Origin of the sequence: Parazoarcus communis SWub3 = DSM 12120 (assembly GCF_003226565.1) — a bacterium.
Classification (GTDB): Bacteria; Pseudomonadota; Gammaproteobacteria; order Burkholderiales; family Rhodocyclaceae; genus Parazoarcus; species Parazoarcus communis.
This window is the reverse complement of the sequence record NZ_QKOE01000025.1, coordinates 20499-46094: the sequence shown is the minus strand read 5'-3', so window position 1 is coordinate 46094 and position 25596 is coordinate 20499. Positions and strand designations below refer to the sequence as shown.

Below are 25596 nucleotides of genomic sequence, written 5' to 3'. Positions count from 1 at the left end.
GGACCGTGAAACAGGTACGCGCCGATGATAGTGAGATCCGCTCTCGTGAAAGTAGGTCATCGTCAGACTTAACCCATTCAAAACACCCCAGTTCGCCCAAACGCAGACTGGGGTGTTTTACGTCTACTCCCACTTCACGCAATTTCCCCGGAAAGCCGACTCCGATCTGATGCAGCAGGGGGACGTGACGAGCGCAGCAGATGCTCTGTTAGATGACGAAAATGAGATAGTTTTCCTTGAAAGCAGAAAGTGAAGTTCAAACCGGTACGGGAGAGACGTCACAGCAACTGTGGCTGGGTTCGTTTGATGGTTGTGCCTGGCCAAATCCTGGAAAGATCGGTTTGGGACTTGTCCTTGTTTCTCCTGAGGGGAATATCCTCACGTTTAGTGAGCGGGCGTTGGGAGCCGGGTGCAACAATGTGGCTGAGCTGCTCGCCTGCCAGAGTGTGTTAGAAAAAGCTGAAGAAAATGGGGTTGAGCGCTTGCTGCTCCATTCCGACAGCGACTTCGTTGTACGTCACTGCGATGGTTCTGAGCGGACAGCAGTGCTGCATTTGAATCTGCTCGTCGAGCGTGTTCAGCAGATGATGAGTCGGTTCAAGTGGGTGAAACTATGCTGGGTGCCCCGATATCGAAATCGTGAGGCTGATGCACTGTCCAGGCGCGCTTTGGGCCTGCCCCCAAAGCCTGCCCCTCACCCTGGAAAACGCGATCGAAAGAGACGTTGATTGCGGATTTATCGGTTCCTGCTGGCCTCATCCACAGTCCCATTGTTATAGTTCATACCTTTAGTTTTTTCGCTCGTGTCCGTGCGAGTCGGGAAAACACGCACGACTCGTCGCAGTCGCGCGTTACCGGTGGTCGCTGCGGGGGCATGCGCTTGCGTGGCCACGAAACAGACCGCCGGCTGTAACCCCAATGGAGACTGATTCATGCGCCAAGCAGAGCGCGCCATTTTTGATTTGCGTCGTGGTTTGCCGGTGCTTCTTGGCAGTGAGGACGGAGATACGCTGGTGCTGCCAGTTGAAGGTCTGGTCAGCGAACGGATTGCGGAGGCGGTTGCATTAGCGGGCGCTTGCCCGGTGCTGGTTTTGTCGAGTCACCGGCTTGCAAGCCTGGGAATGACCGTGGATGGTGATTGCGCCTGTCTGCCCTTGGCAGAGGATGTGCAGGCTGCACAGGTCATCAGGTTTGCATTGGCTCGGGCGGAGGCGCTGGCGGCAGATCCGCCGCCAGCCTTGAGGATGCCTTCCGTGGCGGAGTCTGCAGCCCTGCAGTTGATGCGTAGAGCGCAGCTTATTCCAGCCGCGTTGGTGTTCAAGGTTGAGGCGACGCAAGGTGCCGCGGTAGAGGCTGTTCGTTTGGCGGGAGACGTCCTAAAAGTGGATTCCGCTGCGGCGCTGGCCTTGTGCCAGGACAGTGCGGGTCAGCTGACCATGGTCAGTGATGCACGCGTGCCGCTTGCCGGGCTGGGTGACGCCCAGTTTGTGCTGTTCCGGGAGGAGGATGGCATTCGTGAGCATGTTGCGGTGCTGCTTGGAGAGCGTAATGCCTGGCCCGAGGCGGTGCCACTTCGGGTGCATTCTGCCTGCCTGACCGGCGATCTGTTCGGTAGCGAACGCTGCGACTGCGGCGCGCAATTGCGTAACAGCCTATCGGCCATTCACGCGCTGGGTGGCGGTATCGTGCTTTACCTGGCCCAGGAAGGCAGGGGCATCGGACTGGCCAACAAGCTGCGTGCTTACCGCCTGCAGGATCAGGGACTGGATACGATCGATGCCGACGAGGTGATCGGTTTCGGCAAGGACGAGCGGGATTACAGAGTTGCACACCGCATGCTCGACGCACTTGGCATCCAGAGAGTCGAGTTGCTGACCAATAATCCCGAAAAAGTGCGTGCCCTGTGTGACGCCGGCATTGATGTCAGCAGTCGTCGTGCCCTGTTCGGCCAGCTCAATGACAACAACCAGCACTATCTGAGGACCAAGGCGGATCGTCACGGCCACATGCTTGAAGAGTTGCTGGCGACGCCGGTCAAGCGCTGAGAACGGTGCGTGCGGTAGCCTCGCTGGCCGCAGTGGCAGTAGGATCAGGGTATCGGGGGTGGGCTATGCGGCAGCACTGCGTAGCCCACCCCCGATGCGTCTTTGCTACCCAGTCGTCGCCTACAGACGGAAGCGCCTGACCGTTTCGCGTAGCTGCCCGGACAACTGCGCGAGCTGGCGTGTCGAACTGTCCACCGCGCGGGCAGATTCGCTGTTGCGACCGCTCATGTCGGCGATGTCGGCGATGCCACGGGCGATTTCGCTGCTGGTCGCGGATTGCTCGTTCAACGCGGAGGACACTTCGGTGACGGTGGCGACCACTTTCTGGGAGGCCGCATTGATGCGGGAGATGGCTTCACCCGCTTCGGCCGCCAGCGTCACACTGCTCTGAACGCTACGGACCTGCTCATCCATGGCCCTGACCGCCGAGTCGGTACCGGTGGTGATCAGGCCGACAATACGGCCGATGTCCTCGGTCGATGCCGAGGTCCGTTCGGCCAGCTTGCGCACCTCGTCGGCAACGACGGCAAAGCCACGGCCTTGCTCTCCGGCACGGGCGGCCTCGATTGCGGCGTTCAGGGCCAGCAGGTTGGTTTGGTCGGCAACCTCCTTGATCACGGTCACGACCGAGGCAATCTCCTTGCTGTGCTGGCCGAGTGAGCGAATCGCCGCAGAAGACTGATTGACCGATTGGGCAATACGCTCGATGTCACTGACGACGCGGTGAATCACGCCGGCGCCACGTTGCGAAGCTTCTCCGGATTCGCCCGCAATCACGCGGGCATCTTCGGTGAAATTCGATACGTGGCTGATCGAGACTGTCATCTGCTCGATGGCGCTGGCGATGGACTCAGCGGCCTCGGATTGCTGGATGGTGGCCGACGAGATGGCGCCGGTGCTGTTTGCGAGTGCTTCGCTGGCCGATGCCATCTGTTCTGCGTTACCTTGAATCAGCTGCACCATGTTGCGCAACTCTGCCTGCATCTTCAGCAGGGAGCCGGTCAGTTTGCCGATCTCGTCGTCGCGGCGGATCTGAATGTGGGTGCCGAGGTTGCCTGAAGCGATGTCGTCGGCAAACCGCCGGGCGTCGTCCAGCGGGCGCATCAGGAAGTTGCGCGCAAAGACAAAGCCGCCGATGCCCGATGCCAGGCCGCCAACCAGGATCAGTGCCAGCATGATGGCGACCGCCTGCTGAAAGCTGGCTTGTTCCGCATCGTAGTCCTGACGGGTTTGTTCCAGTTGCAGTTCGATCAGTTCGCGAATGACGTTCGCGATCGGGTCGATGGTGGGGTATAGCGATCTCTCGGCAATCGCGTGAATCTCGCTCAGTGCGCCCAGCTTGAGGCGTTCGATCATCAGATCGACCATCTCATTGCCCTTGGCCATCAGCGGTGTGGCGGTTTCCACCAAGGTCTGTTCGGTGGTCGACAGCGAACCCTTGCTGTAGGCCTGCCATTTTTCGTCGATCAGGCGGCGGGCGTTCTCCATTGCGGCGGCGCCGTCTTCCGGCGTCAGCGTCCCGTCGCGGACTTTCTGGGTGGCGTTGACCACGGACACCGCGTATTCGTCGGAGATGACCTTGAGGTCGCGTAGCGGAATGACGCGATGGTTGTACATCGCGTCCAACCCGTTCAAGGTGGAATACATGCCTTTGACGCCAAGCAGGCCAAGAAAGAGTGCCAAGCAGATCTGCAGGGCAATGGCGGCGTATAGCAGGGTGCGTACGGCGAGGCTGCCGCCGGATGCGGGTGTGGACGCTGTTCTCATGGGTCTCCTCTGGCGCTTGTGGCGCCGTTTTATTTTGAGTGTTACTTATTGAACGATAATTCGAAAAGTCAGCTGCGTCTACTAACGGCACATGACTGGAAATCTTGAAGCGGGTTGGGTGAGTGCTTGCTGAAGAGGGGACGAGTCGGAGTCACGCCACCTGCACGCGATGAACCGCATCAACCGATGAACACCAGCATTTGATGTGCGTCAGGACTTGATCTGCTTCAGGGCTTGAGCAGCCGTCCGCACAAGGATTGCAGCAGCTCCAGCATCGACTGCTGCGTTCCAGTCGCTGGACGCCTGGCGCTGACCGCGAGGGCGAGACGGCTGCGCAGGCGTGGCTCGACAATGGCGCGCGCGTTGAGCATGCCGGCCTTGCCCGAGGTGGTGACCGCATTCATCGATAGCACCGCGCAGCCCACGCCATCGGCGACCAGGTCGAGGATGCCGGTGATGCCGTCCACCTCCAGCACTGCGCGCGGGTGAAAGCCCAGGCTGGCCAGTTCGGCTTCGACCAGCATCCGGATCGAGTGCGGCCGTCCGGGGATCACCAGTGGCAGACCTGCCAGTTCGCGCAGGTCGATTGGCCCGAGGTTGCTCTTCGGATGCAGGCGTTCGACCAGGAAGAGATCCTCCTCGATGATCGGCAGGGTGTCGATTTCGGGTGAGGGGGGGGCGTTGTACAGCAGCGCGATGTCCAGGCGGCCGTTGATCAAGGATTCCTGCATGGTCAGCGAAAGCCCCTCGCTGATCGACAGCGTGGCTTCAGGCAGACGCTCGCGGAATTCGCGCGCCAAGGGCACCGTCAGCACCTTTGACAAGCTGGGTGGCAAGCCGACGGCAACACGGCCCGACAGCGCACCGCGAATGCGCGAGAGCTCTTCCTTCGCGCGCTCGATCTGGTGCAGTACGCCGCGCGCGTGCTCCAGCAACAGCTTGCCTGCTTCAGTCGTCGTCACACCGCGGCCATTGCGGATCAGCAGGTTCTGCCTCAACTCGACTTCCAGCAGACGAATCTGGCGGCTGAGCGCAGGCTGTGCGATATCCAGCGCGATCGAGGCGCGGGTAAAGCTGCCCATCTCGGCAACACGCACGAAGTATTCGAGTTGTTTCAGGTCCATGGGTTTGATCTATCTAGTAAGCCGGGGAATATCTCGTTCAATGTTATCGCAAACTGCAATAGCTGTTAGTGCGTAGTCGATCTGTCACAGGGCGTGGGGGCTGACCATAATTGACTTCATGCAAAAAGCCATTCCTACCTTGTTCATGCGCGGCGGCACTTCGCGCGGTCCGTTCTTCCGTGAATGCGACCTGCCGGCGGACATCCCGACCCGCGATCGTGTCCTGCTTGCCGTGATGGGGTCGCCCGACCGCCGTCAGATCGACGGGCTGGGCGGTGCCAATCCATTGACCAGCAAGGTCGGCATCGTACGCCCGAGCACCACGCCGGGCTGCGATCTGGATTTCCTGTTCGCGCAACTGCAGCCGGAAAAGGATACGGTGGATACCACCCCAAACTGCGGCAACATGCTGGCCGCTGTCGTACCTTTTGCGCTGGAAACCGGCATGGTGAGGGCGCAGGGCGAGGTCTCCACCTTTCGCGTCCTCACCCTCAACACCGATATGCAGTGCGACATCACCGTGCAGACGCCGGGCGGGCAGGTGAGTTACGAGGGCGACGCGCGCATTGACGGCGTGCCGGGCACTTCGGCACCGATCAAGATCAATTTTCTGGACACGGCCGGTTCGGTCTGTTCCGGCCTGCTGCCGACCGGAAATGTCCGCGACATCATCGACGGCATCGAGGTTACCTGCATCGACAATGGCATGCCGCTGGTCATCTTCAAGGCAGCCGATGTCGGACGTACGGGTTACGAAAGCGTGGCCGAACTCAATGCCGACACCGAGCTCAAGGCATGTATCGAGCGCCTGCGCATCGCCTGCGGTCACGCCATGGGGCTGGGCGACGTGACGCCAAAGAACTACCCCAAGATGACGCTGATTGCACCGCCCCGTGACGGCGGCAGCCTGAGCACCCGCAGTTTCATCCCGCATGTCTGTCACGACGCCATCGGCGTGCTGGCGGCGGTGACCGTGGGGACGGCCTGTGTGCTCAAGGGCGCAGTCACCGACGGCATCGCCGTGGTGGCGGACGGGCAGGCCCGGACGGTATCGGTCGAACACCCCACCGGAGAGTTTTCGGTCGAGCTGGAGCTCGACCCGGCCAATCCGCAGAACGTCACTCGTGCGGCGCTGTTGCGTACTGCCCGCCTCATCATGCGTGGCGAAGTCATGGTGCCCGCATCCACCTGGAACACACAAGGAGACAAAGCATGATCATCGATTGCCACGGTCATTACACCACCGCGCCCAAGGCCCTTGAAGAATGGCGCGCCAGACAGATCGCCGGCATCAAGGATCCCTCGGTCATGCCCAAGGTTTCGGAGCTCAAGATCTCCGATGACGAGCTGCGCGAAACCATCGAGAAGAACCAGTTGCGCCTGATGAAGGAGCGCGGTTCGGACCTGACCATCTTCTCGCCCCGTGCCAGCTTCATGGCGCACCACATTGGCGACTTCAACATCAGCTCGACCTGGGCCGCGATCTGCAATGAATTGTGCTACCGCGTCTCCGAACTGTTTCCGGACAACTTCATCGGTGCGGCCATGCTGCCGCAGTCGCCGGGCGTCGATCCTGCGACCTGCATTCCCGAACTGGAAAAATGCGTCAAGGAGTATGGTTTTGTCGGCATCAACCTGAATCCCGATCCGTCCGGTGGCCACTGGACCAGCCCGCCGCTGTCCGACCGTCAGTGGTACCCGATTTACGAAAAGATGGTCGAGTACGACATTCCGGCCATGGTGCACGTCAGCACCAGCTGCAACGGCTGCTTCCATACCACGGGTGCGCACTACCTGAATGCCGATACCACGGCCTTCATGCAGTGCCTGACCTCCGATCTGTTCAAGGACTTCCCGACGCTGAAGTTCGTCATCCCGCACGGTGGCGGCGCGGTGCCGTATCACTGGGGCCGCTTCCGCGGTCTGGCGCAGGAGCTGAAGAAGCCCTTGCTGACCGAGCACCTGCTCAACAACATCTTCTTCGATACCTGTGTGTATCACCAGCCGGGTATTGACCTGCTGACCAAGGTGATTCCGGTCGAGAACGTGCTGTTCGCCTCTGAAATGATCGGCGCGGTACGTGGTATCGACCCGGAAACCGGTCACTACTTCGACGATACCAAGCGCTACATCGAAGCGGCGGCGATCAGTGCCGAAGACCGCTACGCCATCTACGAAGGCAACGCCCGTCGCGTCTATCCGCGTCTGGATGCCGCACTCAAGGCCAAGGGCCTGTAAGGAGAGTACGAATGACCCAGGCATTGAACCAGCTCGGCGTTGTCAAGCGCAATATCGTCCGCGCCGACAAGGCCGCTGTCGACAAGCTGTCACGTTTTGGCGTGGCCACCATCCACGAAGCCATGGGCCGTGTCGGCCTGATGAAGCCCTATATGCGTCCGGTGTACAACGGCGCCAGGATGTGTGGCACCGCCGTCACCATCCTGCTGCAACCGGGCGACAACTGGATGATGCATGTGGCTGCCGAGCAGTTGCAGGAGGGCGATGTCGCGGTAGCCGCATGTACCACCGACAATGCCGACGGCTTTTTTGGCGATCTGCTTGCCACCTCTTTCCAGGCCCGTGGTGCGCGTGGCCTGATCATCGACGGTGGAGTCAGGGATGTGGCCGATCTGGAGAAGATGGGTTTTCCGGTGTTTGCCAAGGCCATCCATGCCAAGGGCACGATCAAGGCCACGCTGGGTTCGGTCAACGTGCCGGTGGTGTGTGCCGGTGCGCTGGTCAATCCGGGCGATGTGGTGATTGCGGATGTTGACGGCGTGGTGGTGGTACCTGCCGCGCTTGCCCGGCAGGTTGCCGATGCGGCCGAAAAGCGCGAATCGTTCGAAGGCGAGAAGCGCGAGAAGTTTGCCGCCGGCGTGCTCGGCCTGGACCTGTACAAGATGCGTGAAGGCCTCGAGAAGGCCGGGCTGAAGTACATCGACTGATCACCTCGACGCCCCGGTCCCCGCAATCCAGCGGGACCAGAGGGGCGCGCTTCCCACACCAAAAAGGATCCCCTGATGGAATTCCAGAAAACCCCCGGCTGGCTTGACTGGTACGCCGGTCCCAGCAAGCCCCGCTTCCAGCTGCCTGTGGGTGCGGTGGACGCCCACTGCCATGTATTCGGTCCCGGCGCCGAATTTCCCTATGCGCCCGAGCGCAAGTACACCCCGTGCGATGCCAGCAAGGCCCAGTTGTTTGCGCTGCGTGATCATCTCGGCTTTGCCCGCAATGTGATCGTACAGGCCACCTGCCACGGTGCCGACAACCGCGCGATGGTCGATGCCTGCAAGGCGTCCAACGGCAAGGCCCGTGGCATTGCCACCGTGCGCCGCTCGATCACCGATCAGGAACTGCAGGACCTGCATGCAGCCGGCGTACGCGGCGTGCGCTTCAACTTCGTCAAGCGTCTGGTGGATTTCACCCCCAAGGACGAACTGCTCGAGATCGCCAACCGTATTGCGCCGCTGGGCTGGCATGTGGTCATCTACTTCGAGGCGGTCGACCTGCCCGAGCTGTGGGACTTCTTCACTGCACTGCCGACCACTGTGGTGGTGGATCACATGGGGCGTCCGGATGTCACCAAGCCGATCGACGGGCCCGAGTTCGAGCTGTTCGTGAAGTTCATGCGCGACAACCCCAACGTATGGTCCAAGGTCAGCTGCCCCGAACGTCTGTCGGTCACCGGGCCGAAGGCACTGGAGGGTGAGCAGGCGGCCTATCAGGACGTGGTGCCGTTTGCCCGGCGCATCGTCGAGCTGTTTCCCGATCGTGTGTTGTGGGGCACCGACTGGCCGCATCCCAACCTCAAGGACCACATGCCCGATGACGGCCTGCTGGTGGACTTCATTCCGCACATTGCCCCTACCGCCGAGCTGCAGCACAAGCTGCTGGTGGATAACCCGATGCGTCTCTACTGGCCGGAGGAGTGCTGATCATGGCGCTGGACAAACCGTATCTCGACCTGCCCGGCACCATCATTTTTGATGCCGAGCAGTCGCGCAAGGGCTACTGGCTCAACCAGTTCTGCATGTCGCTGATGAAGGCGGACAACCGTGCCCGCTTCAAGGCCGATGAGCGCGCCTATCTCGACGAGTGGCCGATGACCGAGGAGCAGAAGCAGGCCGTGCTGGCGCGCGACCTGAACTGGTGCATGCGCACTGGCGGCAACATCTACTTCCTGGCCAAGATCGGCGCCACCGATGGGCTCAGCTTCCAGCAGATGGCAGGCAGCATGACCGGCATGACCGAAGAGGAATACCGCGAGATGATGATCAAGGGCGGGCGTTCGCCCGAAGGCAACCGCTACCTCGGCGAAGAAGGTGACGCGCAGCCGCATCGTCAGCCGCAGGGCGCCGCCGGCAAGAACAAGGACTGACCATGGCCAAGATTTCCGCATCCGTCTATACCTCGCACGTGCCGGCCATCGGCGCAGCGATCGATCTCAAGAAAACCGGCGAAGCCTACTGGCAACCGCTGTTTGCCGGTTACGAGTATTCCAAGCAGTGGATGAAGGAGAACACGCCCGACGTGATCTTCCTGGTCTACAACGACCATGCCACCGCCTTCAGCCTGGACATGATTCCGACCTTCGCCATTGGCACTGCAGCAGAGTTCAAACCCGCAGACGAAGGTTGGGGGCCGCGTCCGGTGCCGACGGTCATCGGCCACCCGGAACTCGCGTCGCACATCGCGCAGAGTGTGATCCAGGACGACTTCGACCTCACCATCGTCAACCGGATGGAAGTCGACCATGGCCTGACCGTACCGCTGTCGCTGATGTTTGGTGAGCCCGATGCCTGGCCGTGCAAGATCATCCCGTTTGCGGTCAACGTGGTGCAGTATCCGGTGCCGTCCGGCCGTCGCTGCTTCCAGCTTGGCCAGGCCATCCGCAAGGCGGTCGAGTCCTATGACGAGGATCTCAAGATCCAGATCTGGGGTACCGGCGGCATGAGCCACCAGCTGCAGGGCGCGCGCGCCGGTCTGATCAATGCCGAGTGGGACAACCGTTTCCTTGACCGTCTGATCGCCGATCCGGCAGGCCTGTCCGAAGTCCCGCACATCGAATACGTCCGCGAAGCCGGATCGGAAGGCATCGAGCTGGTGATGTGGTTGATCGCCCGTGGCGCGATGTCCGACATCAAGGGCGGCCCTGCGCCCACCCTGAAGCACCGCTTCTTCCACGTGCCCGCATCCAACACCGCCGTGGGCCACCTCATTCTGGAGAACAACTGACATGAGCAAGACGATCAAGGTAGCGCTGGCCGGCGCCGGCGCCTTCGGCATCAAGCATCTGGACGGCATCAAGAATATCGACGGCGTGGAAGTCGTTTCCCTGATCGGCCGTGATCTGGAGAAGACCCGTGAGGTGGCCGGCAAGTACGGTATCGGCCATGTCACCACCAACCTTGCCGACAGCCTGGCATTGGCTGAAGTGGATGCAGTGATCCTGTGTACGCCGACGCAGATGCACGCCGACCAGTCCATTCAGTGCCTGAAGGCGGGCAAGCACGTGCAGGTCGAGATTCCGCTGGCTGACACCCTCAAAGGTGCGGACGAAGTGGCCCGCCTGCAGAAGGAGACCGGACTGGTGGCGATGGTGGGCCACACCCGCCGTTTCAACCCCAGCCATCAGTGGGTGCACAATAAGGTCAAGGCGGGGGAGTTCAACATCCAGCAGATGGATGTGCAGACCTATTTCTTCCGTCGCACCAACATGAATGCGCTCGGCCAGCCGCGCAGCTGGACGGACCATCTGCTGTGGCATCATGCAGCCCACACGGTGGACCTGTTCGCCTACCAGGCCGGCAGCCCGATCGTGCAGGCCAACGCAATCCAGGGGCCGATTCATTCGGTGCTGGGCATTGCCATGGACATGTCGATCCAGCTCAAGGCCGCCAACGGTGCAATCTGCACCCTGTCGCTGTCGTTCAACAACGATGGGCCGCTCGGCACCTTCTTCCGCTACATCGGCGATACCGGCACCTACATCGCGCGTTACGACGATCTGTACAACGGCAAGGAAGAGCAGATCGATGTATCGCAGGTCGCGGTGTCGATGAACGGCATCGAGCTGCAGGACCGCGAGTTCTTCGCCGCCATCCGCGAAGGGCGTGAGCCCAATTCAAGCGTGGCAAAGGTGCTGCCGTGCTACCAGGTGCTGCATCAGCTCGAACAACAGTTGAACGCGGCCTGAGTCTGAGTTGAAGAGAGCATGCCGACTGCAGGTCTGCAGCCGGCTGACCGGCCCCAGCCTTACCGCTGGGGCCGTTTGCATCGTCAAGGAGAGGTCATGAAGCAGCGCAAACTCGGTCCCTTTCAGGTCAGTGCCATTGGTCTGGGTTGCATGAATCTGAGTCATGCCTACGGTGTGCCGCCGTCGCCCGAGCAAGGGGCTGAGGTGCTGTCCCGGGCGCTGGACCTGGGCGTGACCCACTTCGATACGGCTGCCTTGTATGGCTTCGGTGCCAACGAGACCCTGGTGGGCAAGGTACTGTCACCGTATCGCTCGCGCTTCACCCTGGCAAGCAAGTGCGGGATGACCGGCGTGGACGGCAAGCGCGTCATTGACGGCCGGCCCGAGACGATCAAGCGGACCTGTGAGGAGGCCTTGCAGCGTCTGGCTACGGACGTCATCGACCTTTATTATCTGCACCGCTGGGACAGGAAGGTTCCGATCGAGGACAGCGTGGGCGCCATGGCCGAATTGGTGCGCGAAGGCAAAATCCGCAGCATCGGCCTGTCCGAAGTCTCGGCCGACACCCTGCGTCGGGCGCATGCGGTTCATCCGGTCGCGGCGTTGCAGACCGAGTATTCCCTGTGGACGCGCAACCCGGAAATCGCGGTGCTCGATGCTTGCCGAGAACTGGGTGTGAGCTTTGTGGCCTTCAGCCCGCTTGGGCGCGGATTCCTCACTGCTGCGCTGACTGACCCCGCCCAGGTTGCCGCGTTCGACGCCAAGGACATACGCCGTGCCATGCCGCGTTTCCAGGGCGAGCACCTGAGCGCCAACCTGAGCTTGCTGGGCGACTATACTGCGCTGGCCGCCGAGGCCGGCTGCACCCCGGCGCAGCTTGCACTGGCCTGGCTGCTACAGCGTGGTGAGCATGTCCTGCCCATTCCGGGGACGACCCGGCTGGATCATCTGGAGGAAGATCTGGCTGCAGCAGATGTCGTGCTGAGTGCCGACATGGTGGCGCGGGTCGAGCGCCTGATCAACCGCAGCACCGTGTCCGGTCCGCGCTACAACGCCGCCACCCAGACCGAGATCGACACCGAAGAGTTTCCAGCCTGAGTCGGCGCGCTGGCAGCCTTTCAGTCTGGCTGGGTGGGGAATAGCACCTCGGTATAGCCGAAGCGGGTGAAATCACGCACCCGCATCGGGTATAGCGTTCCAGTCAGATGGTCGCACTCGTGTTGCACGACCCGGGCATGAAAGCCACTGACCTGACGATCGATCGGGCTGCCATCGGGCGTATGGCCTTGATACCTGATGGCGGTGTGGCGGGGCACCACGCCACGTAGCCCTGGCACTGACAGGCAACCCTCCCAGCCGTCCTCCAGATCGTCTGTCAGTGGTGTGATCACCGGGTTGATCAGCACGGTCCTGGGCACCGCTTCGGCGTCGGGATAGCGTTCGCTATGGTCGAAACCGAAGATCACCACCTGCAGGCCTACGCCAATCTGAGGTGCAGCCAGGCCGACGCCACCGGCCGCCGCCATGGTGTCGAACATGTCGGCAATGAGGGTGTCGAGTTCGGGTGAGGGGAAGCGGGTGACCGGTTCGGCTGGCGTCAGCAGGCGCGGGTCTCCCATGCGCAAGATCTCGCGTATGGTCATTGCTGTTTCCGGTGGCGGTTCATCATGGTGCCCAGTGTAGCGCTGGTTCGGGCGCCGTGAACTGCTCACTTGACTTGGGTTCGCTTGATAAGGGGGCCCTGACGCTGTCACGTCGGGACGTGCTTCGCACTTGGCTTGCGGAAAACCACAGGCGCGCACCAAGGGGGATGTTTCCTAGAATCCGGGTACAACATGCGCCCCGCGCCACGGGGTGGCAAGAACAATGCCCCGAGGAGACAGAGATGACCCCGTTTGTTGCCCCCGCCGTCAAGCTGATGAACAGCTTGCGTTTTGCGCCGCGTTTTCTCCTGATCGGCGCCGCTGGTGGCTTGCTGGTGGCTGGATTGCTGTTCCAGTTCCTGAGTTCGGTCGGCGAGCGCCTCCGCCTCACCGAGAACGAGTTGCAGGGCGTGCGGCATGTAGTCGCCCTGAGGGCGGTCAGTCAGTTGCTTGATCAACATCTGCTGGCTTCGTCCCTGTATTCCCTGGGTGAGAACGATCAGGCGAGGGAGGCACAAGCCCTGCGTGGACGCCTGGGTGCCGCACTGGCAGCCGCCAGGCAATCCGATGCAAGTGGGCAAGACAAGGTACTGGACGAGGCTTGGGCCGGGCTGGACAAGGAGTGGGACGTGTTTCAGACGGTCATCGGTGCCTCGTCTACCCCGGAGATTCGCGAGCTTCATCAACGGTTTGGCGATCGGCTTGCGGCACAGGCTCGCTTGGCGGCAGATCATGCGGGTCTGCCGCTGGATCCTGAGGTCGATACCAACTACCTGTACGACACGCTGGTCAATCGCCTGCCGCAACTGTTCGATGCGGTGGTGCAGATCCGGCTCAAGGCTGCCTCCATCGCCAGTGTGCAGATGATTGATGGTGCTGACATCGGTCGTCTCGAACGTCTCGTCGCCGACGCCCATGTCCAGCTCACCCGTATCCGGGAGAACACCGAGAAGATCGGCAGGGCCGCACCCGAATACAAGACGGCGCTCGAGGGCGGTCTGGCCGCGGTGCAGGCGGGCATCGACCAGACCCGTCGGCTGATCGACAACAGCCTGATCAACACCGCCAACATCGAGATTCCGTTTGCCGAAGTGATGCAGAAGACCGAGGTGCCTCGGCAGGCAGCGTTGGCGATGGAGCGCAGCATCATTGATGCGCTGGGGGCCAGACTGGAGCTGAGGATCGAAGGGCTGGCTGTGCAGCGCGCACTCAATCTTGCCTTGGTCGGACTGGGCCTGTTGCTTGCCGGCTACCTGTCCATGGGGTCCTACCTGAGCTTGCAGCAAGGTACGGCACGTCTGCTGGAGGGCGGAAAGCGCCTGGCCGATGGTGATCTGGCCTACCGGATCGATATCGGCACACACGACGAACTCGGTGATGTGGCCGACCGTTTCAACCGGATGGCAATGGCCTTTCGCGGCGTGGTCGGGACCCTGCAGACCTCATCCGAAGCTTTGCGTCAGGCCGCAGCCGAGATGACGGGCGCCACCGCCCGGGTGGCAAGTGGGTCGGCCGAACAGAACCGGCTCAGTCACGATACCGCGAGCGCCGCGGGGGAGATGTCGGCCCGGATCGGACAGGTTGCGGCACATGCCGACGAGGTCGACCAGATCGCACGCCAGGGGCGTCAGCAGACCGACGAGGGTTACCAGGGCCTGACCCGGATGCAGGACGAGATCCGCATCGTGCGTACGGCGGTGGAGCAGATCACCCACGCGGTTTCGGCGTTTGTCGCGACAACGCTGGAAATTCGCGGCATGACCGGACAGGTCCGCGACATTGCAGAGCAGACCAACCTGCTGGCGCTCAATGCGGCCATCGAGGCTGCGCGCGCAGGCGAGCAAGGCCGCGGGTTTGCGGTGGTGGCCGACGAAGTCAGAAAGCTGGCCGAGAAGTCAGCCAATTCTGCCACCGAGATTGATCGTCTGACGCAGGCGATCAATGCACGCTCAGATGGCGTCAGCGGTGCGATCCAACGCGGGCAGGAGTCGCTTGCGGCAAGCGAGGGCTTTCTCGCACAGGTGGCCAGCCAACTCTCCTCGGCCAGTGAAGCGGTGGCCCGCACCTCGGACGGGGTGGACCGGATCACCGATGCGATGCGCGAACAGGCTGAGGCGGTTCGTCGCATTGGTGACTTTGTTGGCCAGATTGCCGACATGGCCGGGCAAAACGATCAGGCCGTTGTGGGCGCTGCGGGTGAGGCACAACGTCTGCAACGGCTGTCGGAAGATCTGCGCGGTCTGGTGGCGCGTTTCAAGGTCTGAGCCCGCGCCGGTTCTGGCTGCTTCAGCGCGCGTCTGGGCCGGTTTCGCAACCGGCCATGCAGGCTTCGTGGCGGGTTTCGCACTGCGCCTTGCTGCTCGAGCCGCTTCCGTGCTGACAGGCATACAAGGCATCACCGCAACGCCGTGCGCAGGCGTTCCAGGTTTCCTGACCGAAGGCTGGGGCGCTGAGCGATGGAGACAGATGTCGCGGACAGGACAGCAGGTCGATGCGGCGCGGGGGGCCGGGCAGCAGGCTCCATTCTGCGGCGCCCAGTCCGGAAAAACGTGCCTGCAAGTCGCCGAGGTCGTCCAGCGACATCAGGCCCGAGCGCAACAGACTGCTGCCGGCCCAGCAGTCGGCACGGCGGCTGTCATCGCGGTTGCGCGGCTCGCCAGGGGCCATGCCGAGGTTGAGCCGGGCGCATTCATGGGCAAACAGGAACAGATGTCCCGCCTCGCCCAGTTTGGGCACGACAGCCGGGTTGTAGCGGATCACGGCGCCGTCCGTGCCGGACACGCTCTGCACCGCAACCGCTTGGTCTGGCGCAAGTTGCGCGATGACCGGTGTGCCGCTGGCATCCACACAGCCGCCATAGAACATTGACTGATCCGCATCGGCGGGAGAGGCAAGGCCGACGCCCAGCCAGAGCAGGGGGATCATCAACAAGGTGTTGTGCATGTTCTGTCCGATTGAGCAGGGGAGATTACCCTCATGCCATTGAGGATACTGCAGCTGGGGCATTGAAACAAAGGCGCAAGCGTGCGCAAAGGAAGGTGGAATGCCAAAATGGCGGGCTTTGACATGGAAACTTCGGGGAGTACTTGAGCATCATGATCAACATCCGACCCATGTCGGCGGGCGACATCGAAGCCGTGTTCGCCGTTCAGGCAGAAGCGTATGCGCAAGGGTTCATCGAGTCGCGCGAGGTCATTGGTGCGCGTCTGGCAGCAGCGCCGCAGACCGCCTGGGTCGCCGAAGCGGACGGAAGGGTGGGCGCTTACCTGGTGGCTTACCCGTCCGTTCGCGGCCGCCTGAGTGCCTTGGGCGCCCGGTTTTACCCCTCGACCGAGGCGGACAGCCTGTATATCCATGATCTGGCCGTGCAGCAGCGACTGGCGGGGCAGGGCGTCGGGCCTGCGCTGGTGCGACATGCATGGGCACAGGCCGTGCAGCTTGGGCTGACGCATTCTTCGCTGGTGTCGGTTCAGTCCAGCGTGGCGTTCTGGAAGCGGTTGGGTTATTGCTCGCAGGCGCCGGGAGAGGGCGATCAGGACGCGCTTCGTACTTATCCGGGGCCGGCGTACTACATGCTAGCCAGGCTTGTCGTTGCTCCGTGATGCATGCGGTGAATGGACTCAGCCGTTGTCCCCATCCGGTGTGGCGAGCAGCTTGATCAGGTCAGCGACCGGAATCGGACGGCTGAACAGATAGCCCTGGCCGCCGGCACAGCCCATGCGGGTGAGGATGACTGCCTGTTCCGCCGTCTCGATGCCCTCGACGATGATGTCCATGCGCAGGGATTCGGCCAGTGCAACCATGGCCTTTACAATTGCCGCACCGTCGGGATTGTGCTGCAGGTCGTGGATGAAGGAGCGGTCGATCTTGATGCGGTCGATGGGCAGATTGCGCAGGACACTCAGCGAAGAATAGCCCGTACCAAAGTCGTCGATACTGACGGCAATGCCAAGTTTCTTCAGCTCGCCCAGGATTTCCAGACTGCGGTCGATCGTCTGCAGGGTGCTTTCGGTAATCTCCAGCTCCAGCGCAGCAGCCGGAAAACCGGTACGTGCTAGGGTTTCGCGCAAGGCGTCGATGAAGTCGCTGCGCATGAACTCGCGTGCCGAAACGTTGACCGCCAGATGCAACTGACCGCCAAGCCCGTCCTTTAGCCCGGCCATCTCCAGGCAGGCGTGCTCCAGCACCCAGCGGCCCAGCGCGTCGATGACGCCGCTTTCCTCCGCGATCGGAATGAAGCGGGCCGGTGGAATCATGCCAAGTTCGGGGTGTTGCCAGCGGACCAAGGCCTCGACGCCAACGATCTGGCGGTCCGGCAGGGTCACCTGTGGCTGGAAGTGCAAGGTGAGTTGCCCGCCGTCGATTGCGCGACGCAGGCCTTGTTCCAGATGCAGGCGCTGATTGCTGCGTTCGGCCATGTCCTGGGAGTAGAACTGGTAACGATTGCGGCCTTCAGCCTTGGCCGAATACATCGCGATGTCGGCGGCGCGCATCAAGGCATGGCGATCGACACCATCGCTGGGATAGGTGGCGATACCGATGCTGCCGGAAATGGTGATCGAATCGCCACTCAGCGGCACAGGCTCGCACAGGACATCGAGAATCTTCTGCGCAAGGTCGGCGGCATAACCCGGGTTGTGGCTGCCGGCCAGAATCACGAATTCGTCGCCGCCCAGGCGGGCTATGGTGTCGGTGGCACGCAGGGTGTTGCGCAAACGTTCGGCGACGATGCACAGCAAGGTATCGCCATGGATGTGACCCAGGGTGTCGTTCACCACCTTGAAACTGTCGAGGTCGAGAAACAGCAGCAGGCAGTAGTGTTGCTCCCTACGCGCCAGTTCAAGCGCCTGCTCGAATCGGTCCTCGAACAGCAGGCGATTGGGCAGGCCGGTCAGCGGATCGTGATGCGCCAGATGGCTCAGTTGCTGCTCGGCCGCGTGAATCTCGCTGACATCGGAGAACGCGATGACGAAGTTGCTGACCTTGCCATGCGTGTTGTACACGACGCTGATGCTCTGCCAGGCCGGAAAGCGCTCACCGCTGCTGCGCTGGCATTCGACTTCGCCCTGCCAGTAGCCTTCCTGGCCGGTCGCAAGCTCTTCGAAGAAGTAGACGCCGTCCGCCGTCGCGCGCCGGGTCCGGAGCAGCACGTCGATATCCAGCCCGCTGGCCTGCTCTTCGGTATAGCCGGCGATGCGGGTAAAGGCGTCGTTAACCGTGGTGACCCGACGTTCATGGTCGACAATCACGATGGCTTCTGCCGCGGTGCGGAACACGACGCTGGATTTGTGCAGCTTGTCCTCCAGCAGCCGTCGTTCGGTGACGTCGCGCAGCACGCCAACCACGCGCTGGCCTTCGCCAGGGGTGTGGTACGCCTTGACATTGGCTTCGACGAAATACAACGCTTTTTCATCCGGTGCGGTGCGGAACTCGATCTGTGTGCCTTTACCCAGACTGCGCTCACGATCGAGCGCGGCGACCACTTTCGCACGATCATCGCGGTGTACCCGGGCGAGAAAGGCAGGGCAGGATTCGTCGAGCGTCGCTGACCGTTCGCCAAAGAAGCGGCCCAGATGCCCGTCGCTGCGCAGCAGGTTGCCCTCTGGCCGCCACTCGAACACGCCCAGCGAGGCAGCATCCAGTGCCAGCTTCAGCCGCTGCTCGCTCATCTCGACCGCGATCTCGGCTTCGCGGCGGGCAAGCGCCATCTGTATGGTGGCATGCAGCTCGCGAGCATCCCAGGGTTTTACCAGGTAACCAAAGGGGCGGCTGGCCAGCGCGCGATTCAAGGTGTCGTCCTCGGCAAACGCGGTCAGGTAAATGATGGGCACGGGCATCCGGCGCTGGATCTCGAGTGCGGCCTCGACGCCGTCCATTGCCCCGTCGAGATGAATGTCCATCAGGATCAGGTCGGGTGCCAGTTCGGTGACGCGCTGCACGGCCATCTCGCCGCTGGCCACCGTTGCGCCGACACGATAGCCAAAGGATTGCAACTGGTGCTTCAGGTCGAAGGCCACGACACGTTCGTCCTCGACCAGCATCAGGTTGATAGGCTCGGTTCGATTCATGATCAGATCCTTCTGGACGGATCGCTCGCAAAGCGCAGGGTGATGCAGCATCCGGGGTGCCCCTCGATCGCCAGTTGTCCGCCGATCTGATCCGCCAGCAAGGGGACCAACTGCAGGCCGAGTGAGGTGACATTGGCCATGTCGAAGCCGGCGGGCAGGCCGACGCCGTTGTCGGCCACGCTGAGTTCGATCTCGTCTCCCCGCGTCCGCAACTCAATGCGGATCTCACCCCCCTGCATGCCGGCAAAGGCATGCTTGTAGGCATTGGTCACCAGTTCGTTGACCATCAGCCCGCAGGGAATGGTGCGTTCGAAGTCGAGATACTGGGGGTGTTCCGGCAGTATCTTATGCACGGCAATCTGCTTGCCTGTTTCACGATAGCTGCCAATCAGCAGTTGTACCAGGCGATTGAGGTAGTCGCCCAGGTCGATGCGTGAGTAGTCCTTGCGCTCGTAAAGCAGTTGATGTGTCAGCGCCATGGCCCGGACCCGGCTCTGGCTCTCGCCCAGGATGGCGCGCAACTGGGGGTCGGTGGCATGGAGGGCCTGCAGGTTCAGCAGGCTGGAAACCAGCTGAAGGTTGTTCTTGACCCGGTGATGCACTTCGTTGAGCAGCACCGTCTTTTCCGCCAGTGCGTTCTCGATGCGTTGTTGCGCCCGCCTGCGCTCGCTCATGTCGACGATCGAGGCCAGCACCATGGTGCCTTCCGGCGTGTCGATCGGATTCAGGCCGATTTCGACAGGAAACTCGCTGCCGTCCTGGTGTCGTGCATAAAGATCACGACCACTTCCCATGGGCCGCGGGTGCGGGTTGGCAAAAAAGCCTTCCCGAAAACCGCCGTGCGTGGCGGTATAACGTTCCGGGATCAGGCATTCGACGGTCTGGCCTTGCAGGTCTTCACGGCTGTAACCAAACAGGCGCTCGGCCTGGGCATTGATCAGGGCGATGCGGCCGGAACCGTCGATCAGCACCATGGCGGTCGGTGCCCATTCGACGACACGGCGAAAGGCGTCTTCGCCCAATGCCTGCGTCGCGCCGGATGATCGTGTATCCATGACCGCATTCCAGTCTGAATGACATTGATTCAGCATAGCCGATCGAGTCTCGCCCGCAAGCAGGGTTTTCATCCATGCGATATCGACAGGACGGACGATGACGGGGCAACGGGGCCCACCGGGTCACGACACGGAGACCGGCTACGGACGTAGGAAGGCGCGCGAGCATGAAGCACTTGATCCTGGTCATTTTCTTTCGATGGGGCACGCGTTGTAATCCGCTGACAACAACTTCATTCCCCAGAGAGCAAGATGGCACTGATTCCCCTCGAAGAGCCGACGACGCGGCGCATCGCGCCTGATGTCTTCTCCCTGTTCGCACTTGGCTTCCGGCCTTTCTACCTGCTGGCTGCGCTGTTGGCCGTACTGGCGATTCCGGTATGGGTGCTGGTGTTCGCCGGTGTGCTCGCCACACCGATTCCCGGCATCTGGTGGCACGCGCACGAGATGGTGTTCGGCTTTGCGGTGGCGGTGATCATTGGCTTCCTGTTCACCGCCGGTCGCAACTGGACAGGCCTGGACACGCCCAGTGGTGGCTTGCTGGCCGGACTGGCGGGATTGTGGCTGGCCGGTCGCTTGGCGATGGCCTTCGGTAGCGGGCTGTGGGTCGCCGTGCTCGATGTGGCGTTCCTGCCGCTGGCCGCGGCGGCTTTGTTGCGGGTTTTGATCAAGGCTCGCAGTTGGCGCAACTACTTTGTCGGGGTCTTGCCGGCGATGTTGTCGCTGGCCAACCTGGCCTTTCATCTTGCGGTGAATGGCTGGCTGGCCATCGATCCGCTGGCGGCAGTGTATGTTGCCCTCGGCCTGGTGGTGGTACTCGAGACCATCATTGGTGGGCGGGTGATCCCGATGTTCACCTTCAATGCCCTGCGTGGTGTCCGGCAGTGGCGCAATGCCCGCTTTGACCTGATTGCGGCACTATGCACGGGTCTGGCGCTTGTGCTGTGGGCGGCAGGGGCGGTGGGCTGGGCGGGCGGGGTGTCGCTGCTGGCCGCATTGCTGCAACTGGTTCGCTGGGGAGGCTGGAACCCGTGGGCCACCCGGCGTACGCCCCTGCTGTGGGTGCTGCACCTGTCCTACCTGTGGATTCCGCTGGGCCTGCTGCTGACGGCGCTGGCGCAATGGGGGGTGATGCCGCGCTCGGCCGCGGTGCATGCCCTGGCGATCGGCGCCACCGGTGGGTTGATCATCGGCATGATCACCCGCACCGCGCTGGGCCACACGGGCCGGATGCTGGTAGCGGGCCGCCTGGAGGCGATTGCCTATGCGCTGGTGCAGCTTGCCGCAGTCGCCAGGGTGTTGACCCTGGTCGCGATTCCGGCGGCGGTGGTCGGTGGCATCCATCTGGCGGCAACCGCCTGGACGCTGGCATTTGCGCTGTACTTGTGGCGCTACACGCCTTATCTGCTTTATGCGCGGGTGGATGGCAAGGCAGGTTGATGCCCGGCGGAAGGTGAAGTCTCAGAACTTGTGAATAAATCTACTGCGCGGCTCGATTGCGGTGTTGCTCACTCGCTCACTCCTTGCCTATCCATTTGATATGTCTCGTCGTTCGCATCGCTCGCGCCTTGCACTCGACCCGCTCGTTACGATTTCTTCACAAGTTCTCAGGCGTTGCCAGACTCGAGTTGGGTCAGGTGGCGCTTGAGACGGTTCAGTAATTCAAGCAACTGCATCTTTTCGCCGTGGTCGAGGCCGCTGAACAGTTCGATGACCCAGCTTTCGTGCGACTGGGCCATGTCGCGGAAAGCGCGCTTGCCTGCCGGCGTCAGATGGACTGAATAGGCGCGGCGATCGCGCGGATCGTCGCGGCGTTCGACCAGGCCTTCCTCCACCAGTTTGTCGGTCAGGCCGGTGACATTGCCACCCGTGACCATCAGGCGGCGCGACAGCTCGCGCATCTTCAGACCGTCCGGGTTGCGATCAAGCTGGGCCATCAGGTCGAAACGCGGAAGGGTGGAGTCGAAACCGGTGCGCAGTTGATTGCGCAGGCGTGATTCGACGATATTGGTGCAGGTCAGTAGCCGCAGCCAGACACGCAGCGCTTCGTGGTCGTCGTCGGTGGCACGGGTTTCGTGATCGACGATTTCCGGATCCTGGGCCGAAAGGGCTTCGTATTGAGCTAATGTCATGGCTTCACCTGCAATATCTGAATAGTGCAGCGGGCTGATCCCGCTGGATTTTTCGCTATTCTACTCCTCGAAATCGAGTAAAACATTCATTTCTAAATTGATGCCGATGGCTTGGCGCCGGATAAGCGTGTCAAACAGATGCTGGCAAAGCGCGAATCAGTTCGAGACTCCGTTTGAACAGCGCCGAATGCGGGTCGGCAAAGGCGTCGCACAGGGTCAGGTGATCATGCCCGGGCATCGGTACCGTGCCTTGCCATACCGCAGACCAGCAGTGCGCCAGCAGTGCGAGATGGCGGCGGAACTCGGGGCTCTCGGCACCGCCGACGGCCCCGATCAACGGGGCCGCGGTGGCGGGTGTCAGCCGGATGGGGCTGAGTTGGGCAATGCGCTCTGCGGTGAAATCGACATCGTCGTGCAGCATCGGCACGGCTGCGAGCGGGGCCAGGTCCACCACAGGGCTCAGCGCCACACCCGCCGCGATCATGCGGGCCGGCAGGTCGGCCGCCTGCGCCGGCCAGTGGGTTGCCAGCGCCATGCAGCTAAGGTGACCACCGGCCGAGTGGCCGGAAACCACCAGCCGCCCGGCGTCGATACCGTAGTGACCGGCTTGCCGGTGCAGCCAGACCAGGCTGCGACGGGTCTGGGCGACAATCTCTTCCAGCGGGGTTGAGGGCGCCAGCCCGTAATTGACGATCGCGACGGCAACGCCTTCGGCCACCCAGGGCGGTGCAATCCACGAGAAATCGTCCTTGTGCAGCTTGCGCCAGAAGCCCCCGTGCAGAAACACCAGTAGCGGAGCAGGTCGTGTGTCGGGGGCTGGCAGGAACAGGTCCAGCGTTTCTGCTTCTGTGGGTCCATAGCGCAGGTCGCGCAGTCCTGGCAGGGTGTCGCGCGCCTCGGCGGCGCGGCGGGTCCAGCCCGCCTGGTGGCCGGGCGAGTCCGGTGCCCACTGCCTTACATCGTACTCGTGGGCGAAGTCGGTGCCGGTCGCGGGCTGAAGCGCGGGCGGCAGATCGAAGGGGTCAAGATCAAAGGGGTCAGACACCAAGATAGCGCTCCCATAGTTCGGGTTCGGCTGCCAGCGCAGCGTTGTCGCCACTCCACGGGCTGCGCCCTTTTTCGATGAAGGCGTGGCGGTCCGCCACCCGCATCAGCTCGGCCAGGTACTTGTCGATCACCAGGATGGCCTGCCCGGCTTGCTTGAGCTGACCGAGTACGCGCCAGATCTCCTTACGGATCAAGGGCGAGATGCCCTCGGTGGCTTCGTCCAGGATCAGCAGGTGTGGATTGGTCATCAACGCGCGGCCGATTGCCAGCATCTGCTGTTCGCCACCGGAGAGCTGGTTGCCCATGTTCTGCGCGCGCTCTTCCAGGCGGGGGAACAGGTGATAGATCTTGTCCAGCGTCCACGGGTCACGATTACCGCTGCGGTTGGCGGCGAAGGCCAGCAGGTTCTCCTTGACCGACAGGTTGGGGAAGATCTGTCGGCCTTCCGGTACCAGCGCCAGTCCCATCTGCGCAATCTGCTCGGTCGGGCGGCCATCGATGCGTTCGCCAAGAAAGCGGATCTCACCGGACCACGCGGGCAGTTGGCCGAACACTGCACGCAGCGTGGTGGTCTTGCCCATGCCATTGCGCCCGAGCAGGGTTGCCGCTTCACCCTCGCGGATTTCCATGTTCATGCCGAACAGCACCTGGCTGGGGCCATAGCCGGTTTCCAGATTTTCGATCGAAAGCAGGGCACTCATTGCATGTTCTCCGTGGCGGTCTCGTCCTCGCCAAGATAGGCGGCGATCACCTGCGGGTCATTGCGGATCTCGTCCGGCTGGCCGCTGGCAATGACGTGGCCGGCAACCAGCACCGAAACCCGGTCAGCGAGGCGGAACACCGCATCCATGTCGTGCTCGACCAGGATCAGGGTGTGCTCCTCGCGCAGGCTGTTGATCAGGTCGCCCATCTTCTTTGATTCTTCCGGATCGGTGCCGGCCATGGGTTCGTCGAGCAGCAGCAGGCGCGGCTTGCAGGCCAGTGCCATGCCCAGCTCGAGTGCGCGCTGGCGGCCGTGAGACAGCGTGCCGACGATGTGCTCCATCAGGTCGAGCAGCCCGACACGGCGCGCGGCCTCTTCGGCGCCTTCGTCGAGGTCGGATTCGTCCGCGACCGTGCCGAGGAAGTCGAAGGAGTGTCCGGTACGCGCCTGTACCGCGAGCGCCAGATTCTCGCGTACGGTCAGGCGCGGCAACAGGGTGGTGATCTGGAACGAGCGGACGATGCCCTCAGCCACCCGCTTGTGGATGGGCAGACGAGTGATGTCGCGGCCTTCGAACAGGATGCGGCCGCTGTCCGAGGCCAGCTCGCCGGAGAGTTGCGCCAGCAGTGTGGTCTTGCCCGCCCCGTTGGGGCCGATCAGCGCATGGACTTCGCCGGCGCGGATCTCCAGGTTGCAGTGGTCGGTGGCCACCAGGCCACCGAAGCGTTTGACCAGTTGGTCGACCTGCAGGATGGGTTGGCTCATTGCGCTTTCTCCCCGGCAGCGATTGAAGACTGGGCCTCGGCTCCTCCAGCGGGCTTGCGTCCGAGCAGCGCACGCACCCGCTCGCGCAGGCTCATGACGCCATCGGGCGCGACCAGCACGATGAACAGCAGCAGGGCACCCAATACCAGATTCCAGTGTTCGGTGTGGGCAGAGATGGTTTCCTCCAGCAGCAGGAAGATTGCCGCGCCGGTGATGCCACCCCAGAAATAGCCCGAACCGCCGATGATCACCATTACCATCAGGATGCCGGACTGGTGCCAGGTCAGGGTGTGTGGCGTGACGCCCAGGCTGAGATTGGCAAGCAGCGCACCCGCCAGCCCGGCCAGACCGCCAGACAAGGTGAAGGCCATCAGCTTGAGCCGGTACACCGGATAGCCGATCGCTGCCATGCGCCGCTCGTTCTCGCGGATGGCTACCAGTGCGCGACCGAAGCGCGAGGACACCAGGCGGTACAGCAGCACGAAGGCAAGGCCGGCAGTGAAATACACGAAGTAGTAAAAGCCCAGGTCGCCATCGAGCGGCAGACCGGGAATCACCGAACGTGCCGTCATCGGCAGGCCATCGTCGCCACCGAACTGCGGCAATGAGATGGCGAGGTAGTAGAACAGCTGGGCAAAGGCGAGCGTGATCATGATGAAGTACACCCCACGCGTCCTCAGACTGATCGCGCCGATCAGGCAGGCTGCGGCTGCCGCACACCCGACTGCCACCGGCACCGCAATCCACGCTGCGTCGATGCCGGACTTGGCCAGGATCGCCACCGCATAGCCGCCGATACCAAGGAAGGCCGCATGGCCCAGGCTGATCATGCCGCCGTAGCCCAGCGCCAGGTTGAGTGCGCTGGCCGCCAGCGCCAGGATCAGCACCCGGCTGCCCATGCTGATGTAGAAGTCCTCGCCCATCGAGTTCATCACCAGCGGGTAGATGGCCAGGATGACGGCTACCGCGATCGCGGTCCATGGACCGGGCAGGCCGATCAGCAAAGGGGTTTCGGTGCTGCGGCTAGGTCCGAATCTGGAGATCATGTCGA

General features: G+C 62.4%; 24 protein-coding genes. 13 read left to right on the top strand and 11 right to left on the bottom strand.

Annotated elements, in window-relative coordinates; genetic code table 11:
* The first annotated feature begins 236 nt into the window (after positions 1–236).
* Both DNK49_RS20870 and DNK49_RS20865 read left to right on the top strand, forming a co-directional pair.
* Positions 237–728, top strand: coding sequence for a ribonuclease HI family protein (locus DNK49_RS20870; RefSeq protein WP_110529421.1), 492 nt, complete (start codon positions 237–239; stop codon positions 726–728).
* 204 nt (positions 729–932) lie between these two features.
* Entirely contained in the window at positions 933–2045 is a 1113-nt protein-coding gene (locus DNK49_RS20865) for a GTP cyclohydrolase II (RefSeq protein ID WP_110529418.1), read from the top strand.
* A 120-nt stretch (positions 2046–2165) separates the two neighbouring features.
* Here the strand turns inward: DNK49_RS20865 and DNK49_RS20860 are convergent, their stop codons facing one another.
* A complete protein-coding gene (locus tag DNK49_RS20860) occupies positions 2166–3812 on the bottom strand; it encodes a methyl-accepting chemotaxis protein (protein ID WP_110529415.1) in 1647 nt (548 codons plus the stop codon).
* A gap of 227 nt (positions 3813–4039) precedes the next feature.
* The gene (locus DNK49_RS20855; RefSeq protein WP_110529412.1) at positions 4040–4936 is read right to left on the bottom strand and encodes a LysR substrate-binding domain-containing protein; all 897 of its coding nucleotides are present in this window, start codon (positions 4934–4936) and stop codon (positions 4040–4042) included.
* A gap of 118 nt (positions 4937–5054) precedes the next feature.
* On the opposite strand from DNK49_RS20855, the gene DNK49_RS20850 reads away from it, so the two are divergent.
* The 8 genes from DNK49_RS20850 to DNK49_RS20815 all read left to right on the top strand — a co-directional run bounded on the left by DNK49_RS20850 (position 5055) and on the right by DNK49_RS20815 (position 12230).
* A complete protein-coding gene (locus DNK49_RS20850; protein WP_110529409.1) occupies positions 5055–6152 on the top strand; it encodes a 4-oxalomesaconate tautomerase in 1098 nt (365 codons plus the stop codon).
* Complete coding sequence (locus tag DNK49_RS20845) at positions 6149–7174, top strand: amidohydrolase family protein (protein WP_110529404.1); 1026 nt, start codon at positions 6149–6151, stop codon at positions 7172–7174. The genes DNK49_RS20850 and DNK49_RS20845 overlap by 4 nt, the downstream gene beginning before the upstream one ends.
* Before the next feature lie 11 nt (positions 7175–7185).
* Positions 7186–7881: a 4-carboxy-4-hydroxy-2-oxoadipate aldolase/oxaloacetate decarboxylase gene (ligK, locus tag DNK49_RS20840; protein ID WP_110529400.1), complete on the top strand. Its 696-nt coding sequence runs from the start codon at positions 7186–7188 to the stop codon at positions 7879–7881.
* 75 nt (positions 7882–7956) lie between these two features.
* Positions 7957–8871 (top strand): amidohydrolase family protein, encoded by a 915-nt coding sequence (locus DNK49_RS20835; RefSeq protein WP_207807064.1) that lies wholly within the window; start codon positions 7957–7959, stop codon positions 8869–8871.
* 2 nt (positions 8872–8873) lie between these two features.
* Positions 8874–9314: a protocatechuate 4,5-dioxygenase subunit alpha gene (gene ligA, locus DNK49_RS20830; protein WP_110529394.1), complete on the top strand. Its 441-nt coding sequence runs from the start codon at positions 8874–8876 to the stop codon at positions 9312–9314.
* Between the two features lie 2 nt (positions 9315–9316).
* On the top strand, positions 9317–10171 hold the full coding sequence (locus tag DNK49_RS20825) for a class III extradiol dioxygenase subunit beta (RefSeq protein ID WP_110529391.1): 855 nt from the start codon (positions 9317–9319) through the stop codon (positions 10169–10171).
* Between the two features lies 1 nt (position 10172).
* On the top strand, positions 10173–11132 hold the full coding sequence (locus DNK49_RS20820) for a Gfo/Idh/MocA family oxidoreductase (protein WP_110529388.1): 960 nt from the start codon (positions 10173–10175) through the stop codon (positions 11130–11132).
* A 96-nt stretch (positions 11133–11228) separates the two neighbouring features.
* The gene (locus tag DNK49_RS20815; protein WP_110529385.1) at positions 11229–12230 is read left to right on the top strand and encodes an aldo/keto reductase; all 1002 of its coding nucleotides are present in this window, start codon (positions 11229–11231) and stop codon (positions 12228–12230) included.
* 20 nt (positions 12231–12250) lie between these two features.
* Here DNK49_RS20815 and def read toward each other — a convergent pair whose 3' ends face one another.
* On the bottom strand, positions 12251–12775 hold the full coding sequence (def, locus tag DNK49_RS20810) for a peptide deformylase (protein ID WP_110529382.1): 525 nt from the start codon (positions 12773–12775) through the stop codon (positions 12251–12253).
* 242 nt (positions 12776–13017) lie between these two features.
* Between def and DNK49_RS20805 the strand changes: the two genes are divergently transcribed.
* Positions 13018–15039 carry a methyl-accepting chemotaxis protein gene (locus tag DNK49_RS20805; RefSeq protein ID WP_165843401.1) on the top strand — a complete coding sequence of 674 codons (2022 nt, stop codon included), beginning with the start codon at positions 13018–13020 and terminating at the stop codon, positions 15037–15039.
* 22 nt (positions 15040–15061) lie between these two features.
* On the opposite strand, the gene DNK49_RS20800 is transcribed toward DNK49_RS20805, so the two are convergent.
* Complete coding sequence (locus DNK49_RS20800; RefSeq protein ID WP_110529376.1) at positions 15062–15718, bottom strand: hypothetical protein; 657 nt, start codon at positions 15716–15718, stop codon at positions 15062–15064.
* Between the two features lie 152 nt (positions 15719–15870).
* On the opposite strand from DNK49_RS20800, the gene DNK49_RS20795 reads away from it, so the two are divergent.
* Complete coding sequence (locus DNK49_RS20795) at positions 15871–16377, top strand: GNAT family N-acetyltransferase (protein WP_207807063.1); 507 nt, start codon at positions 15871–15873, stop codon at positions 16375–16377.
* Positions 16378–16395: 18 nt separating this feature from the next.
* On the opposite strand, the gene DNK49_RS20790 is transcribed toward DNK49_RS20795, so the two are convergent.
* Together DNK49_RS20790 and DNK49_RS20785 are read right to left on the bottom strand one after the other, a co-directional pair.
* On the bottom strand, positions 16396–18843 hold the full coding sequence (locus tag DNK49_RS20790; RefSeq protein ID WP_110529374.1) for a two-component system response regulator: 2448 nt from the start codon (positions 18841–18843) through the stop codon (positions 16396–16398).
* Positions 18844–18845: 2 nt separating this feature from the next.
* Complete coding sequence (locus DNK49_RS20785; protein ID WP_110529371.1) at positions 18846–19898, bottom strand: sensor histidine kinase; 1053 nt, start codon at positions 19896–19898, stop codon at positions 18846–18848.
* A 252-nt stretch (positions 19899–20150) separates the two neighbouring features.
* Between DNK49_RS20785 and DNK49_RS20780 the strand changes: the two genes are divergently transcribed.
* Positions 20151–21338 carry an NnrS family protein gene (locus tag DNK49_RS20780; protein WP_110529368.1) on the top strand — a complete coding sequence of 396 codons (1188 nt, stop codon included), beginning with the start codon at positions 20151–20153 and terminating at the stop codon, positions 21336–21338.
* A gap of 167 nt (positions 21339–21505) precedes the next feature.
* On the opposite strand, the gene DNK49_RS20775 is transcribed toward DNK49_RS20780, so the two are convergent.
* From DNK49_RS20775 to DNK49_RS20755, 5 genes are all read right to left on the bottom strand, one after another.
* Positions 21506–22030 (bottom strand): MarR family winged helix-turn-helix transcriptional regulator, encoded by a 525-nt coding sequence (locus DNK49_RS20775; protein ID WP_110529365.1) that lies wholly within the window; start codon positions 22028–22030, stop codon positions 21506–21508.
* A gap of 130 nt (positions 22031–22160) precedes the next feature.
* Positions 22161–23075 carry an alpha/beta hydrolase gene (locus tag DNK49_RS20770; protein ID WP_165843400.1) on the bottom strand — a complete coding sequence of 305 codons (915 nt, stop codon included), beginning with the start codon at positions 23073–23075 and terminating at the stop codon, positions 22161–22163.
* Entirely contained in the window at positions 23068–23778 is a 711-nt protein-coding gene (locus DNK49_RS20765; RefSeq protein ID WP_110529359.1) for an ABC transporter ATP-binding protein, read from the bottom strand. The genes DNK49_RS20770 and DNK49_RS20765 overlap by 8 nt, the downstream gene beginning before the upstream one ends.
* Positions 23775–24545 (bottom strand): ABC transporter ATP-binding protein, encoded by a 771-nt coding sequence (locus tag DNK49_RS20760; RefSeq protein ID WP_110529357.1) that lies wholly within the window; start codon positions 24543–24545, stop codon positions 23775–23777. Before DNK49_RS20760 ends, DNK49_RS20765 begins: the two co-directional genes overlap by 4 nt.
* A complete protein-coding gene (locus tag DNK49_RS20755; RefSeq protein ID WP_110529354.1) occupies positions 24542–25591 on the bottom strand; it encodes a branched-chain amino acid ABC transporter permease in 1050 nt (349 codons plus the stop codon). The genes DNK49_RS20760 and DNK49_RS20755 overlap by 4 nt, the downstream gene beginning before the upstream one ends.
* Between the last annotated feature and the right edge of the window lie 5 nt (positions 25592–25596).